The sequence below is a fragment of the Roseimarinus sediminis genome (assembly GCF_050433125.1).
In the GTDB taxonomy this organism is placed as follows: domain Bacteria; phylum Bacteroidota; class Bacteroidia; order Bacteroidales; family Prolixibacteraceae; genus Roseimarinus; species Roseimarinus sediminis.
The window spans coordinates 219,935-235,722 of record NZ_JBNPXV010000003.1 but is presented as its reverse complement, the minus strand read 5'-3'; the positions used below and the strand labels follow the sequence as shown (position 1 = coordinate 235,722).

Annotated in this window: 13 protein-coding genes; 3 read left to right on the top strand and 10 right to left on the bottom strand. The window is 48.1% G+C overall.

Annotated features, from left to right (window positions below; translation table 11 throughout):
* The first annotated feature begins 178 nt into the window (after positions 1 to 178).
* The 3 genes from FHS86_RS05610 (at position 179) to FHS86_RS05600 (ending at position 5,469) form a co-directional block, all read left to right on the top strand.
* Positions 179 to 1,600, top strand: coding sequence for a PQQ-dependent sugar dehydrogenase (locus tag FHS86_RS05610; protein ID WP_429411987.1), 1,422 nt, complete (start codon positions 179 to 181; stop codon positions 1,598 to 1,600).
* A gap of 25 nt (positions 1,601 to 1,625) precedes the next feature.
* On the top strand, positions 1,626 to 3,635 hold the full coding sequence (locus FHS86_RS05605) for a TonB-dependent receptor (RefSeq protein ID WP_429411986.1): 2,010 nt from the start codon (positions 1,626 to 1,628) through the stop codon (positions 3,633 to 3,635).
* 181 nt (positions 3,636 to 3,816) lie between these two features.
* Positions 3,817 to 5,469: a T9SS type A sorting domain-containing protein gene (locus FHS86_RS05600; protein ID WP_429411985.1), complete on the top strand. Its 1,653-nt coding sequence runs from the start codon at positions 3,817 to 3,819 to the stop codon at positions 5,467 to 5,469.
* Between the two features lie 162 nt (positions 5,470 to 5,631).
* Here FHS86_RS05600 and hemH read toward each other — a convergent pair whose 3' ends face one another.
* The 10 genes from hemH to hemL form a co-directional block, all read right to left on the bottom strand.
* The gene (gene hemH, locus FHS86_RS05595) at positions 5,632 to 6,654 is read right to left on the bottom strand and encodes a ferrochelatase (protein ID WP_429411984.1); all 1,023 of its coding nucleotides are present in this window, start codon (positions 6,652 to 6,654) and stop codon (positions 5,632 to 5,634) included.
* A gap of 254 nt (positions 6,655 to 6,908) precedes the next feature.
* On the bottom strand, positions 6,909 to 7,829 hold the full coding sequence (hemF, locus tag FHS86_RS05590) for an oxygen-dependent coproporphyrinogen oxidase (RefSeq protein ID WP_429411983.1): 921 nt from the start codon (positions 7,827 to 7,829) through the stop codon (positions 6,909 to 6,911).
* 2 nt (positions 7,830 to 7,831) lie between these two features.
* The gene (locus tag FHS86_RS05585) at positions 7,832 to 8,128 is read right to left on the bottom strand and encodes a DUF6787 family protein (RefSeq protein WP_429411982.1); all 297 of its coding nucleotides are present in this window, start codon (positions 8,126 to 8,128) and stop codon (positions 7,832 to 7,834) included.
* Between the two features lie 25 nt (positions 8,129 to 8,153).
* Positions 8,154 to 8,438, bottom strand: a complete 285-nt coding sequence (locus FHS86_RS05580; RefSeq protein WP_429411981.1) for a hypothetical protein — start codon at positions 8,436 to 8,438, stop codon at positions 8,154 to 8,156.
* A gap of 31 nt (positions 8,439 to 8,469) precedes the next feature.
* On the bottom strand, positions 8,470 to 8,904 hold the full coding sequence (gene tnpA / locus FHS86_RS05575; protein WP_429411980.1) for an IS200/IS605 family transposase: 435 nt from the start codon (positions 8,902 to 8,904) through the stop codon (positions 8,470 to 8,472).
* A gap of 238 nt (positions 8,905 to 9,142) precedes the next feature.
* Entirely contained in the window at positions 9,143 to 10,516 is a 1,374-nt protein-coding gene (gene hemG, locus FHS86_RS05570) for a protoporphyrinogen oxidase (protein WP_429411979.1), read from the bottom strand.
* 7 nt (positions 10,517 to 10,523) lie between these two features.
* Positions 10,524 to 11,609, bottom strand: coding sequence for an SGNH/GDSL hydrolase family protein (locus tag FHS86_RS05565; RefSeq protein WP_429411978.1), 1,086 nt, complete (start codon positions 11,607 to 11,609; stop codon positions 10,524 to 10,526).
* Positions 11,610 to 11,815: 206 nt separating this feature from the next.
* Positions 11,816 to 13,192: an oxygen-independent coproporphyrinogen III oxidase gene (gene hemN, locus FHS86_RS05560; RefSeq protein ID WP_429411977.1), complete on the bottom strand. Its 1,377-nt coding sequence runs from the start codon at positions 13,190 to 13,192 to the stop codon at positions 11,816 to 11,818.
* 140 nt (positions 13,193 to 13,332) lie between these two features.
* The gene (gene hemE, locus FHS86_RS05555) at positions 13,333 to 14,361 is read right to left on the bottom strand and encodes a uroporphyrinogen decarboxylase (RefSeq protein WP_429411976.1); all 1,029 of its coding nucleotides are present in this window, start codon (positions 14,359 to 14,361) and stop codon (positions 13,333 to 13,335) included.
* 120 nt (positions 14,362 to 14,481) lie between these two features.
* Positions 14,482 to 15,777, bottom strand: coding sequence for a glutamate-1-semialdehyde 2,1-aminomutase (gene hemL / locus FHS86_RS05550; RefSeq protein ID WP_429411975.1), 1,296 nt, complete (start codon positions 15,775 to 15,777; stop codon positions 14,482 to 14,484).
* Between the last annotated feature and the right edge of the window lie 11 nt (positions 15,778 to 15,788).

The window sequence follows — 15,788 nt, the reverse complement described above, 5'->3', positions numbered from 1 at the left end:
CATCATTTTTTAGTTGCTGTTCTGATTTGGTGTTTAACACAAATACTTTGCCAAACTTTGCCCAAAAGGCGGGCACATTCCACGAATGTTTAACAAGAGAATAACAGATCATTTTAAACATCATCGAATGCTGCTTGTTTATTTTATGTTCAATCTTAAAAAACTTAAGTGCTGTGTTATGAGAACTCCTGTTTTTACAAAATTTATGCTGCCTTTGTTGCTAACGGCATTTTCTTTTTTGCTGTTTTCGTGCAACCATTCGTCGAGCCAAAACGGATCGGATGAAAATAGTGCTGCAGCCAATTATCAAAACTACTGTGCCGGTTGTCATGGTATTCAACTCGAAAAATTTGAAAAGAAGGAATGGATGTATGGCAATTCGAACGAAGCAATTGTTTCATCAATCGTAGACGGACGGCCCGACATGGGCATGCCAGCCTTTAAGAAAACCTTCAGTGAGGCCGAAATTGAGGCCCTGGCCGAATATGTAAAAAAGGGAATCCCCGAGAACCAGACCGAAGACCTGATTGCCAACGCCCCGCAGATTCACGAATCGGACGATTTGAAATATGTGGTCGATACCGTGGTGAGCGGACTGAATATTCCCTGGGGCCTTGAGTTCCTGCCCAATGGCGACCTGCTCATTTCGGAACGATCGGGCATACTTTACCGTTTTACCAACAACGAGCTGATCGAAATTGCCGGTTTGCCTCCCATCTTTGCAAAAGGGCAGGGCGGTTTGCTCGACCTTCAGTTGCACCCCGACTATCGTGAAAATGGCTGGCTGTACATTGCCTTTTCCGACGTGGCCGACGAAGCGGGTGAGGAAGGCGGAAATACCTCCATTATCCGTGCCCGCCTTGACGGGAACCGGCTGGTGGATGTTGAAAAAATATTCAACGGAGAACCCGACACCAACAAGGCACACCACTTTGGTTGCAAACTGGTATTCGACCGCGAAGGCTACCTTTATTTTGGAATTGGCGACCGTGGGTACCGCGAGTTCAATCCGCAAAGTCTGAGCAACCACAATGGTAAAATTCACCGTATTCACGACGACGGTTCCATCCCGGACGATAATCCTTTTGTGAACGAGCCTGGTGCCATGCCTTCAATTTACAGCTATGGTCACCGCAATCCGCAGGGAAACGTGATGCACCCCGAAACGGGTGAAATATGGGAAAGTGAACACGGACCTCGCGGCGGTGACGAACTCAACCTGATCAAACCCGGATTGAATTATGGATGGCCGGTTATTTCGTACGGCATTAACTACGATGGCACCACTTTTACCGAACTCACAGAGAAAGAAGGTATGGAGCAGCCGGTAACTTACTGGGATCCTTCGATAGCTCCCTGCGGAATGACCTTCGTTACAGGCGATCGTTATCCGGCATGGAAGCACAACATTCTGATTGGTTCACTTCGTTTTAAAAATGTTGAAAGGGTGGTACTCGATGGCTACAAAGTAGTGAAAAAAGAACAGCTTGTTGAAGACATCGGACGTGTACGCAATGTGAAAATGAGCCCCGACGGCTACATTTATGTGGCCATTGAAACACCCGGAAAAATTGTACGGCTCATTCCTGTAAACGAATAAACGAAGCAAACAGAACACCTTTTTAATGTTGAAACTTTTCTTTCTTACTTTTTTCATCGTTTCATTCGTACCTGTTTGGTTGATGGGTGAAGGGGTGAAGGATACCGTACGCATTTCGGAAATCGAAGTGACGGCTACCCTTTTCAAGGGTCAACTCAGCAGAATTCCGGCCAGTGTCAATGTGGTCAGTCAGTCTTCTCTGGAGGGGCATGGCGATCTGCAGTTAACATCGCAGCTCAACAGCATCCCCGGGGTGTACATGCAAAGTGGGACTTACAGCACAAACCGGCTGGTAATACGGGGCATTGGGAGCCGAACGCCTTATTCTTCCAATCGCATCCGGGCTTATCTGAACGACATTCCGCTAACCGATGGCAACGGGGTAACCAGCATCGAGGACATCGATCCTGAGCGGATTTCCCGAATGGAAATTATCAAAGGCCCCTCGTCGGCACTGTATGGTGCCGGCATGGGAGGAACATTGAAACTAAGCACCGGCGATGTCAGTTCTTTGGGCAAAGTGACTTACCAACGGGCTTCGTTTAACAGTTCAAGGCTGAATGTATTTTCAGGTTTTGCGCCTGGAAAAGTAAAGCTGAGCGCTTCGTACCACGATACCCGCACCGACGGTTACCGGCAAAACAACCGCTACAGTAAGCAAAGTGCCTTAATTACTGCCGGGAGCAACTATGAAAACACCAGGGTAGAACTGACCCTGATGGTACTGAACGATTATGGGCAGATTCCCAGTTCGCTCGATTTTGAAACGTATCGCAATTCACCGCAAAATGCGGCTTCCAACTGGCTGGCTGTTAGAGGGTACGAAGAAAAGCAAAAATGGCTGGCCGGCTTGACTGTTGATCAGTCAATCGGAACTAACTTTTCGAACCGCACTACGCTGTTTGGCGGTGGATCGAAGGCTTTTGAACGACGTCCCTTCAACGACCTTGACGATGACAACAAGCGTTTCGGACTTCGCAACCAGTTGCGTTATCACAGGAAAAATCTGGCCCTTGTGCTGGGCACTGAATTGTTTACCGAACAATACAATTGGCGTACCTATCGTGTTGAAAACAATCAGGAACAAACGGTGAACGATATTGACGAAAATCGTAATTATCTCAACCTGTCACTGTTAATGAATTATACCTTGAACGATCGGCTTTATTTGTCAGGCGGAGCAAATATCAATCGCATTTCCTATGCCTATCAGGGCGAGGGGCAGGAGGGGAGTTATGCTTATCCCTTGATCCTTTCACCCCGTTTGGGACTCAATTACGAAGTAGCAAAAAGGCTTCATCTTTATGGCTCGGCGGGTCATGGATTTTCTGCGCCGTCGCTCGAAGAAACCCTGCTCCCCGATGGTGAAAAGAATCCTGAGTTGAAACCCGAACAAGGCTGGATGTACGATGCCGGAATTCGTTTTTCAAGCCGCCGGCTTTTTTTCGACCTGAGTGCCTACCACATTGTACTGAGCGATTTGTTGCTGACCAAGCGCATTTCCGAAGAACAGTTTACCGGGATCAATGCCGGACGAAGCCATCATTCGGGGCTTGAGTTCCAGAGTGAATACCGCCTGCTCGATCAGGAAACGTTTCCCGGTAGTCTGAAACTGAACGGCTCGCTGACTTTGGGACGAAACCGTTTTGTCGACTTTGTTGACGATGGAAATGACTATGCGGGCAATGTGTTGCCGGGCATTCCTTCAGCAATGGTTTATGCAGGAATGGCGTGGCAGCCTTTTTCTTCCCTCAAAGCAAATGTACACTATCGGTTTACCGGCAGTCAGTGGTTGAACGATGGCAACACAGAGCAAGCGGATGCCTGGCAGCTGGTGGATGCAAAAATTGCTTACGATTTTATTCGCCTGCAGCGTGCCAAAATTGCACTTTTTGCGGGTGTAAATAATCTTTTCAATGTCAATTATGCTTCAATGGTGCTTGTAAATGCACCTTCGTTCGGTGGCAGTGTTCCCCGTTATTATTATCCCGGACAGGCACGCAATGTGTTTATGGGGCTGACTGTCAGCTTGTAATATTTGGTGGGGCATTTTCTTGGCCGCATTTCTTATTTATAAATGCAATGAATTGTACCCCGCGATCATTTGCCTGCTATGTTTGGTCAATATTGCCCCCTTTTTCTCCTGAAAAATTGGTTAATTCGTTTCTTACTTAATCAGAAAATTTCAGATAATGACCAAACATTTAAAAAGTAAAATGAACAAGTGCTTGAAAAAGGGCAGCCTTTTGTTGTTTCTGCTTGCCGGCGTATTGCTTGCCGGGGCACAACCTTTGGCTTTCCCAAGTGCCGAAGGACATGGTGCATACACTACCGGCGGCCGCGGTGGACGCGTAATTGAAGTGACCAACCTGAACGATAGTGGTGAAGGAAGTTTGCGTGCTGCCATCAGTGCCAGTGGTGCGCGTACCGTGGTATTCAGGGTGTCGGGCAATATTGAGTTAAAAAGCAAATTAAGCATCAAAAACGGTAATCTTACCATTGCAGGACAAACAGCTCCCGGCGACGGGATTACCCTTCGTAACTACACACTTACAGTCGATGCCAGCAATGTAATCATACGTTATATCAGAACCCGCCTGGGGGATACAATACCCGCCGTTGAAGACGATGCGATGAATGGTCGGAGAAAGAAGAACATCATCATCGATCATTGTTCCATGAGCTGGTCGGTCGATGAGTGTGCTTCGTTTTACGACAATGAGAATTTTACCATGCAATGGTGTCTGATTGCCGAAAGTTTGTACAAATCGCAGCACGAAAAGGGAAATCATGGCTATGGAGGAATCTGGGGTGGAATGAATGCTTCGTTTCATCATAACCTGATTGCGCATCATACCAGTCGTAATCCGCGTTTCTGTGGTGCACGTTATCATATGACTACAGCCGAAACCGAAATTGTCGATTTTAGAAACAATGTAATTTACAACTGGGGTTTCAACAGTGCCTATGGTGGTGAAAGCGGAAATCACAACATGGTGAACAACTATTATAAATATGGACCTGCCACAAGCAGTGATAAGCGCTACCGCATAATTAATCCTTCGGATGCCTCGACACAAAATCCGGTGAGTCAATGGTTCATCGAAGGAAACTATGTACATGGAAGCCCGCTCATTACTGCCAATAACTGGAATGGTGGAGTGCAGGGAGCCAAGGTAAGCCTCGACAAGCTGAAGGCCGAAACTCCTTTTCCTACCGGCAACATTGTAACGCAAACTGCCGAAGCAGCTTACGATTCGGTTTTGGCCAATGTGGGCTGTAATTTTCCCAAACGGGACACCTTCGACATCCGCTACATTGAGGAGACCCGCACTGGTACTGCCACTTTTGGAGGGAGTTATGGAGCAGGCAAGGGCATTATCGACAGCCAGGAAGAAGTGGGAGGCTGGGTTGAATTGTTTTCGGAAGAAGCTCCTGCCGATACCGATCACGATGGCATGCCCGACGCCTGGGAAGATGAAAAGGGGTTCGATAAGAACAATCCCGACGATGGCAATACCTTGCTTAGCGATGGCACCACCGTGCTTGAGCTGTATTTGAATGGACTGTTGGGTGAAGAGGTAAAAGTGGGTGTTTCAGCGGTTCAAATGGCCAGCGAGCTTCAGCTTTTCCCCAATCCTGCACAAAACAGGGTCACCCTGCAATTTGAACTGAACGCCGCCGCCGATACCCGTTTGGTGCTGCGTGATCTAAACGGTCGAACCGTTTTGACCACACCCTATGAATATGCTTCGGCAGGTTTTAATGCACGACAACTCGATGTTTCCGGTCTGAACAACGGAATGTACCTGCTTGCCGTTGAAAACAGACAGTCGGTGGCAGTCATTAAAATGATGGTTCGCCGATAAACAATATTCGATGCACCTGCTGCCTGGCTAAGTGCAAAAGAAAAACGCAGAGGAAACTGTTTCAGTTGATCCGCTGCGTTTTTTTTATTTAATGTTCTGCTATTGTTGTGCATACACTCCAAATACCTGTGAGTAGGCATGAATGCTTTAGCCTGAAACCCTTTAATTCAGGTTGGGGCCCAAAATTTCTGCCAGTGCATCTACCCAGCGATCGTCGGAGTTGAGGCTTTCGACCATGGTGAGTTCTTTGCCTCCTTTTTCCACGAACAATTCCTTGTATTCGAAACCAATTTCCACCACGGTTTCCAAGCAGTCGGCCACGAAACTGGGGGCGGCAACCAGCATTTTGGTGGCACCCGCTTCGGCACGTGCCATCAGGTTTTTGTCGGTGAATGGCGTCATCCAGTTGTTGTCGAGGCGGCTCTGGAACGAGGTGGAATAGGTGCCTTCCTTCAGCCCCAGTCGCTTCACCAGCTGGCGGGTGGTTTCGTAGCAGGTGGCTTTGTAACAAAGTTTTCCATGTTCGGGCAGGGCCGTTTCGCAGGTGCAGGTGCTGTGCGAAATGCCCGGATGCGTTTTGTCAAGTTGCCGGTTGGGTAGCCCGTGATAAGTAAAAATAAGGTGATCGTAGGTTGCGGGCTGGTACGAGGCTATTTTTTCAGCAAAAGCATCGAGAAAGGCCGGATGATCGTAAAACTGGTTGATGGCTACCACATCGGGCAGGGTGTTCCATTTTCGCAGCTCGTCCCAAACCGCCTGGGTGGCCGTTCCGTTGGTCGAAGAGGCATACTGCGGAAACATGGGCAGAACCACAATCTTTTTGTAGCCAGCCTTGCGGATGGCCTCGGTGGCTTTGCGAATCGACGGGTTTTGATAGCGCATGGCAACGAACACATCGGCCCTGTCGGACAGTTTCTTCTGCAGTTTTTCCTGCAATTGCAGCGAATGGTACAAAAGCGGCGAACCGTCTTTGGTCCAAAGGCGCTGGTACAACTTGGTCGATTTGGGCGCCCTGAATGGGACGATGATCAGGTTCACCAGGATTTTTTGGAGCAACCACGGGAGGTCAATTACCCGGCGGTCGTTCAAAAACTGAAACAGGTAGCGACGCACGGCCTTCACCTTCGGTTCATCGGGCGTACCCACGTTTACCAGTAAAATGGCGGTTTTCGAGAATGTAGTCATTGAGTCAAAAAGTCAATAGTCATTAAGGAAAAAGTCAATAGTCATTAAGTCATTAAGGAAAAAAGACATTGGGATTGAGTTCCTGAGTTCATAAGCCTGACCGTTACTTATTTTCATTTGTCTTCAGTCTTTAGTCTTGTGTCTTGATACCTGATACCTGATACCTGATACCTGATACCCAAATTCAGTTTTTCAATTCACTTAGCGCATTCAGCATCCTACATTTTCCATCTTTCATCTTCCATCTTCCATCTTTAGTCTTGTGTCTTTATACTTGATTCTGCTGTCCAGTCAAGCCCTTTTCTCAGCCAGCTCAGGCTTTGTGCCTCAGGGCTGCCTGGAATTGGCTGGTGTTTGTAGTGGAATTCCACTTCGGCTGGTAAACTTACCAAAATCGATTCAGTATTGCCACCACTTTCGAGCCCGAATTTGGTGCCACGGTCGTAAATCAGGTTGTATTCCACGTAACGTCCTCGTCGGATTTTCTGCCACTGTTTTTGTTCGGCGGTGTAAGTGCGCGATCCGTTGGCCTTCATCAACCGGCTGTATATGCGTGGATAAGCGCGGGTTAAATCGGCCGTCAGTTGCAGCATGCTTTCAAAATCAATGTCCTGTCCCGGTTTGATCCGATCGAAGAAAATACCGCCCACACCCCGGGTTTCGTTGCGGTGGGGCAGGTAAAAGTAGTCGTCGGCCCAGGCTTTCCAATCGGGATAAAAACGGCTGTCGTAACGGTCGCAAATGCTTTTCAGCTCAAGGTGAAAGGCTCTCGCCTCGTCCACATTCACGTACGTGGGCGTAAGGTCAATGCCGCCGCCAAACCATTCGGTACCATCGTCGAGGCTGAAGTGGCGCACGTTCATGTGAATGGTGGGCACAAAGGGATTTCCCGCGTGCAGAATCGACGAAATGCCGGTGGCTGCATAGCGTTTGGCATCTTTCCCTTCGCCCAGCAAACGGGCCATTTGATCGCTGTAGGGGCCTTCGACCTGCGAAAAATTCACTCCGGCTTTTTCAATGATGTTCCCGTTTTGCATCACGCAGGTGAGTCCGCTGCCAATGTCTTTGGTCCATGCGTCCTGCACAAAACGGGCCTTTCCGTCGGCCGCTTCCAGTATTTCCAGTACTTCCTGCTGGAGTTCGCGGTAAAGCGCTGCCACTTTGGTTGTATGCATGGTCAATCTCTTTTTCGGTTCATGAAACGGAAGTTCTTCTTTTGAAACTCGTAGAAAAAGCGGAATTGTCCCAGTAGGCCGCCAATCACCAGCAACAGCAGCTGATAAGCCGGAAGCAGAATGGCAATGTAAAGCGGGATTTTAATCCAGAGACTGGTGTCGGGGCCAATGCCCATCCATCCAAAAACCAGCTTACGTACCACCATGGCGGCACTACCGGTAATCGAAAAAACAACAAAAATAACAATCAGTTGCCAGTCGGATTCGATGTTCCATTTGGCTTTGAATTTTTTCAACATCAAAAGAAAACTTGGTTTTTTACAATTACCATACAAACAAGCCAGCGCGGTAAAGGTTGAAATGATTTTTATGATTAGGAGTAGATTTTTGGGAAGATAGAAAATGAATTGTGCAAAAGCCCGTGTTTTGTTTTGCATACAGTCCGTCCGATAAATCGGATGGCAATTCATAAATCGGACGGCAATTCAAAAATTGCTCTTCTGAATTGCCCTTGGCTTTAGCAAATAACAATGAATTGCCGTTGGCTTCTGAATTGCCGTTGGCTTCTGAATTGCCGTTGGCTTCTGAATTGCCGTTGGCTTCAGCCAACGGACAACATTAACACAATAGGAGTCGGGCTTTAGCCCAAACCCCTTTCAAAACCATTCTTTATCAGAAATCGCTCCAGCTCTTCGGCCCATGTCATTTTTTTGTGGTGCTCATCCTGATTTTTGATATAATCCCGAACCTTGTTCACATGTGAGAAACTTACTGAGGCAGCATAATAATCATCTTGCCACATGAAGTGGCTTGGCAACATTTTCGTTTTATTGATCCAATGTGCACTTTCTCCTTTTATTAAATGCATCACCTCTGCAATATTTTGCTGTTTGCCTAAACTTATTAAAGCATGGACGTGATCTAGATGAACATTAACAAAATCGAGGAAAATATCTTTTGATGGGCAATATTCTTTAAAATGCTTGAGTAAAGCCGGCCTGAAAGAGTGGGGTATGATGCACTCCCTGTTTTTAGTACTCCACACACAATGGAGATAGATTTTTGTGTATGACATAATTTATTAGTTTTCAATTAATAAATCATGCAATTTAATGAAATGTGATGAATTGGGCTAAAGCCCATGTGATATTTTTATCCGTCCGATAAATCGGACGGCAATTCATAAATTGCTCTTCTGAATTGCCCTTGGCTTTAGCAAATATCAATGAATTGCCGTTGGCTTCTGAATTGCCGTTGGCTTCAGCCAACGGATTGGATAATCAAAAATATATGGGGCTTTAGCTCAATGTGAATTATGCGCTCAGCTCATCAGCAATGCTTTTGGCCTGTTTGATCCTGTCGGCCATGCCAATGCCGTTGCGGATACCTCCGGCTAAAATCAATCCGGGATAATTAGCCTGAAGCCTATCAATGCTTTCGAAGCGCTCTTTTGAGTCGGCCCCGTATTGTGGGATGGCATAGGGATAGCGGAAGATTTTGATCAGATCGGGCTTCAGCTCAGGCAATTCCATCATGGGGGGCAACTCCTGTTTCAACATGTCAACAAGGGCTTCATCGCTCATTTCAATCTGCTCAGGACGACGGATGCCTCCCAGGAACACCGACAGCAAGGCACCGCCTTCGGGGGCCCGGCCCTTGAAAAACGACGAGGTAAACAGTACACCCAGTATTTTTTTCTTTTCCTTCGAGGGGACCAATCCGCCAAAGGCTTTGATGTTGGTACCCGTCCATTTCCGGTAGCCCAGAATCACCTGAACCACTTTGGCATATTGTAATTTGGTGATGGGCTCCAGCGCTTCTTTGGCTACAAAGGGCAGCAATGCACTGAGTGCATGGGCACCAACCGTGCTGACGACCTTTCCGGCTTCGAAGAGGAAAGGTTCTCCTTTACAGCTGGTTTGAACGGTGTAGCCTTTCTCAGCGGGCTGGATGCTGGTTTGATCGGCTTCCAGCCAGAAATTCTCCTGCCCGATCAATTCGGTCATGGCATCGGTGAGTTGTTGCAAGCCCCCTTCAGCGGAATAAACTTCCTTGGTGGCTTTCTGCAAGCGTGGATTGTTTTTCTTTTCCTTCGCCTTGGCCATGCTGCCTTTGATAAAGCTGCCGTATTCCTGTTCCAGATTGTAGAGTTTGGGCAGGGCATATTTGGGAATCAGGTAGTCTGTGTTGCCGGCATATACGCCCGAAACAAAGGGGTCGACCACATAATCCAAAAAGCTTTTTCCCAGGCGGCGCTTCACAAAATCCGACAGGTTTTCCATGGGATTGGTGCCCGCTTTGCGCCAGGGTTCACCCAACACCCTAATTTTATCGCCAAAGGTGAATAGAGGAGTAGTGATAGCAGAAATTGGGCCCGAGGGAATGGCATGCCATTGTTTCCCTTTCCAGATCAGGCGGCGCTTGGCCTCGGGATCGGCTGTGATGAGTTGGGCTTTTCCATTCAGGTCGTCAAACAATTCCACCACTTCGGGGTAGGAAAGCACCCCGGTATTGGGCCCCGATTCAAACAGAAATCCTTCTTCGGTATGCGACTGGATGACTCCGCCTGTACGAGCGGCTTTTTCAATTAGCGCTACCGATTTTCCGGCTTTTCTTAAATAAAATGCCAGCGTGAGTCCGGTTAAACCAGCTCCGATGATGATGACGTCTTTTTGAATCGTTTTCATGTTCTACCTACCATTGAATATTTTCGTCAATATACTGAATTAGTCCTTCGGCCATCACTTCCTGTTCTGCTTTCGAGGGATGTCCTCCTGTATTTTTGTAAGGCATGAAATAAGTAAAAATCTTCGGATCGTTCAACTGCTTCACAGCTGTTTCGACATAACCGGGCCAGGGCGATCCTTCGCGTGTGGCATCCATGCCGCCCATGGTGCAGATGATTTGTGCTGCCGGATAATGTGTTCTGAGCTGGCTCACAAAATTCCGATAGGCCGAAATGATGAATTCCTCTGAAGGTTTTTCAGTTCCGAAGAAATGTTTGAACGATTCGTGTTCGGGCATGTTCACCAGCCACGAGTCGTTTTGCAACAGGTGGATCACCAGCACATCGGGGCTGAAGCGCGAGAAGTCCCAGGTACTGCTGGCATCCTGCGGGTCGAGCCGGTTGTAGATGTCGGGCATGATGTAGGGAAACCAGCTGATGGTGATCCCAATGCCACTTTTTGAAATGCAGTGATATTCTGCTTCGTAATGCCTTGCCGTAATGGCAGCATAGCTCAGGTAGTTGTTGGTATAAATGCTGTCGGGGCGGTCTTTGCCGCTTGTATCTTCCACCGCATAACCACAGGTAATGGAGTTGCCGTAAAACTCAATGCTGCGTTCACTTTTGGGTGACGAAGGAAGCAGTCTGGCGCCGGGGTTCAGCTCAAAACCGTAAAACCAGGTCTTGCCCCGGTCGAATTCGGTTCTTTTAAAAAGCTGAATGCTGTGCTTTCCTTCCGGCAGCTTGTCAACCAGGGTAATACTTTCCTTGCCGGCTGTGGTGCGAATCATGATCACACTGTCGCCATCCACAATGGCATTGTAATAGTTTTCACCCCTTTCATCCTGTAAAATGGCTTTTACTGAAGTGCCTTCAAAGTTGATTTCGGCCGAAGTGCCCGACCAGAAAAACACCGATGCGGTATCGCTGTGCTCAATGCGACCCATGTAGTGAATGGCCTCTGAATTGGCAGGTACTTTCAATTCAACGGCCGAACAAGCGCTCAATGTTGCAAAGGCAAGGAGCAGGTTGAATAGGGGGAAGTGGTTTCTCATTGTGCGTGGATTTTTTGTTTAATGGATGAGTGATGGTTTTATTTCAAAAGTCAATTAATTAAGTTTTCTCTCCGTGGCTCTCTGGGTGTTCTCTGTGGTCCTCTGTGTAACAATAAAATACGATTTACACTGAGGACCACAGAGAAGTCGCAGAGTAACACAGAGTGCCTATTGAGACAGCTTCATCACTTTCCAGATTAACTGTTTTACACCGGTTTTGAAAAATTCTTTCCGGCAGTTCCAAAGAGCGGATCGAGGGCAGCAGCTACGTTGCGCAGGAAAAGGGCACCATCGGTGTTCATCAGGATGTTCCCGTTTTCAAGGTCGATGATGCCATCTTTGGCCAGGTCTTCCATTTTTTCGGGCCGGCTGGCCATGGCGGCTTTCAGCTGTTCGCTGGGAACATTCAGTTTTTTGGCCAAATCGTCCCACACAATGCGGTGGTTGCACATCAGTTCGGTAATGGCTTCGCGCACCAGTACCTGGTCGTTGGTTAATTCGTAACCTTTCACGGTGGCAAACTCGTTGCGGTTAATGGCATCGATGTAGCCATCGATCGATTTGGTATTCTGGGCATACACCTTTGCGAGCTGACTGATGCCGGTTACCCCGCAGGCATATACCTGGCCGGTGGTACGACGGGTGCAGTAGCCCTGAAAATTGCGGTGCAGATGGTGTTCGCGCTGAGCCACACACAACTCGTCGTCGGGCAGGGCGTAATGGTCCATGCCAATGGGCTCGTAACCGTTTTCGGTCATCACGCGGAGCGCTTCTTCGTTCATCTTGACCTTTTCGTTGTTTTCGGGCAGACCGTGAATTTCCAGTTTCTTCTGAATTTTGCTCACCCACGGAACGTGGGCGTAGGAGAAAGTGACCAGGCGGTCGGGTTTCAAGGCAGCAGCCATCTCCATGGTTTTTGCAAAGCTCTCGGCCGTTTGTTTGGGTAAGCCGTAAATGAAATCGAGGTTCACCTTCAAATCGGGGGCATCGGCTTTCAGCAAGTCGATGATCTTTCCCAGTTCCATGAAGGGTTCTTCGCGGTTGACCGCTGTGAGTACATCCTGTTTGAAATCCTGTATGCCCAGGCTGAAGCGGTTGAAACCGGCCTTTTTTAATTCCACAATTTGCTTTTCATCCAAATAGGCCGGATTGCACTCAATGGCTATTTCGGGATTGTCAATGAATTTGAAATTGTCGAAGATGAGCTGGTTGATTTCCTGCAGGTACTTTTCGGGAACTGCATTTGGGGTACCTCCGCCGTAATGGATCTGCGAAACCAGTCGGTTCTTGTCGAGGCGGCTGATGACCATTTCAAGCTCCTTGATCATGGCCTTCATGTAGTAATCCACCGCATCGAGTTTGCGCATGCCGTAGGAATTGCATCCGCAGAAATAGCACAGCTTTTTACAGAAAGGCACGTGAAAGTAGAACGAAATGTAATCGGGACTCCATTGGTTGGATTCCCGCACAGCTTTCTCGTATTGCTCAGAACTGTATTCTTCCGTAAAGAAATTGGCCGGCGGATAGCTGGTATACCGGGGGACCGGTATGTTGTATTTTTCCAGTAATTCTTTAGTAATCATCTTCTATATTGTTTTTCAAATGAATTGCTTCGAGAGACTTTGTGAATCCTTAGTGTGCTTAGTGGTTAACTTTTACCACAAAGGGACACAAAGTACAACACGAAGGATCACCATTCATTTCCATTCTTAAGGCTCAAATTTTAGCGTCCCCAGTCGGTGGCTTTCACCCAGTCGGCCAGGAATTTGGCGTTCTCGTAGGGCAATCCGGGCATAAAACCATGACCCAGGTTGAAGATCCAGTTGTGGTTTTCTTTACCAAATTCTACCAGTGGCTGAAGTTGTTTCTCAATTTCGTTTTGTGGTGCAAACAGGAGGCGTGGATCAACATTCCCCTGTAGGCCAATCTTGGGATGTACCAGTTTGCGCGCTAGTTGGATGGGCGTTTGCCAGTCGATGCTCAGGTAGTCGCAACTGTCGGGCTTGATTTCGGCAATGCCTGCTCCGATTCCCTTGGGAAAGAAAATAAAGGGGACACCTTTTCCCCGAATGGCTGCATATATTTTTTTGGTAGCCGGCATGAATAGCATTTGATACAGATCAAAGGGAATCAGTCCTGCGTGCGTGTCGAACAACTGGAAGACTTCTACCCCGTGTTCGATTTGTCCCAACGCATAGGTGATGGAAAGGTCGGTAATTTCGTCGACCAGTTGTTGGGTGGTTTCCAGGTTTTCGTAAATGAATTTGGTGGCATCGGGGAACTCGCCCTTGCGGCCCAAACCCTGCAACATAAAAAGCAGGACTGTGAGTGGTGCGCCGCAGAAACCAATCAGCGGAATGTTGTCGGGGCGTGTTCTGATAATTTCGTCGCAAACATCGTAAATGTAATTCAGTTTCGACGGATCGGGATGCAAATCCTTCAGCGGGTTTTCCCTGAAAGCCAGCGGTTTTTCAAATACAGGTCCTTCGTCTTTGAAATCGAGGCCCATGCCCATGGCATAAGGAATCACCAGAATGTCGGAAAAGAGGATGGCTGCATCGGTGCCCAGGTCGTAAATGGGCAACAGCGTCACTTTGGCCGCTATTTCGGGGTTCTTCATCATTTGCCAGAAGGTGTAGTCTTCTTTGATTTTCAGGTACGAAGGCAGTACGCGACCTGCCTGGCGCATAAACCACATGGGTGGCCGGCTGGTACTTTTCCCCTTGAGGGTATTTAAGAGTATTGAATCCATATTAAAAAAGTCATTAAGTCAAAAAGTTAAGTCAATAAGTCAAAGAGTCATTGGCCAGAGCTTTTGTATGAATAGGAAAGACATTATTTCGAATTGGTCGGTAATGCTTTCTGCTAATGGCTATGATAAGGCTTTGAATGCCTGATGCGATGCTTCAATGGTTCGGTCAATATCGGCATTGCTGTGGGCAATGGACATAAAGCCGGCTTCGAACTGCGATGGTGCCAGGTAAATACCCGCATCGAGCGACGATTGGAAGAAACTTACAAAGTGATCATTGTTGCATTTGCATACATCGTCGAACGAATTCACGCTTTCTTCTTCGGTAAAGAAGAGGGTAAACATGGAACCTACACGGTTAATGACCCCGGGAACATCACTGGTTTTGAGCGCGTCCAGCAAGCCTTTTTCAAGCCTGGCTGATTTTTCTTCCAGCAAAGCGTAAAAGTCCGGTGTTTCATCCAGAATTTTCAGGGTAGTCAATCCGGCAGCCATGGCCAGCGGATTGCCCGACAGGGTCCCTGCCTGGTAAACCGGTCCTTTGGGGGCCAGTTGGTCCATGATTTCCTGCTTGCCACCATAGGCACCCACTGGCAGACCACCGCCAATGATTTTTCCGAAAGTGCTGAGGTCTGGTTTGATTCCCAATATTTCCTGTGCACCGCCTTTGGCCAGGCGAAAGCCGGTCATCACCTCATCGAAGATGAGTACGGTTCCGTATTTTGTACATAAATCGCGCAGGCCGGTGATGAATTCTTTGCTTGGCAGAATAACGCCCATGTTCCCGGTTACCGGCTCAAGAATAACGGCAGCCAGGTTTTCGCCATGTTTCTCGAACAACTGACGAACGGTTTCCAGGTCGTTGTATTTGGCGGTAAGGGTTCCGGCAGCAATGCCTTTTGGAACGCCCGGTGAGTTGGGCTGCCCAAGGGTAAGTGCACCCGATCCGGCTTTGATCAGGAAGCTGTCGTGATGCCCGTGGTAGCAGCCTTCAAACTTGACGATCAGGTCGCGGCCGGTGTAGCCACGGGCCAGACGCACGGCGCTCATGGTGGCTTCGGTTCCCGAGTTCACCATGCGAACCGAGTCGATCGATGGGACCATTTTTTTGATTTGCAAGGCCATTTCGGTTTCGAGCAGGGTAGGGGCTCCAAAGCTGGCGCCTTTGGCTGCTGTTTCGGCAATGGCTTTTACCACATCGGGGTGGGCATGTCCCAATATCATGGGTCCCCACGAGCCTACATAGTCGATGTAGGTATTGTCATCGATGTCGCTCACCGTTGAACCGGCAGCGCTGGCGATAAACGGTGGTGTGGCATTCACACTTTTAAAAGACCGAACGGGTGAATTCACTCCGCCTGGGATGTGTTTTTGAGCTTCGGCGAAAGCTTGTATACTTTTTTTATAGCTATTCATTCGAATGATAT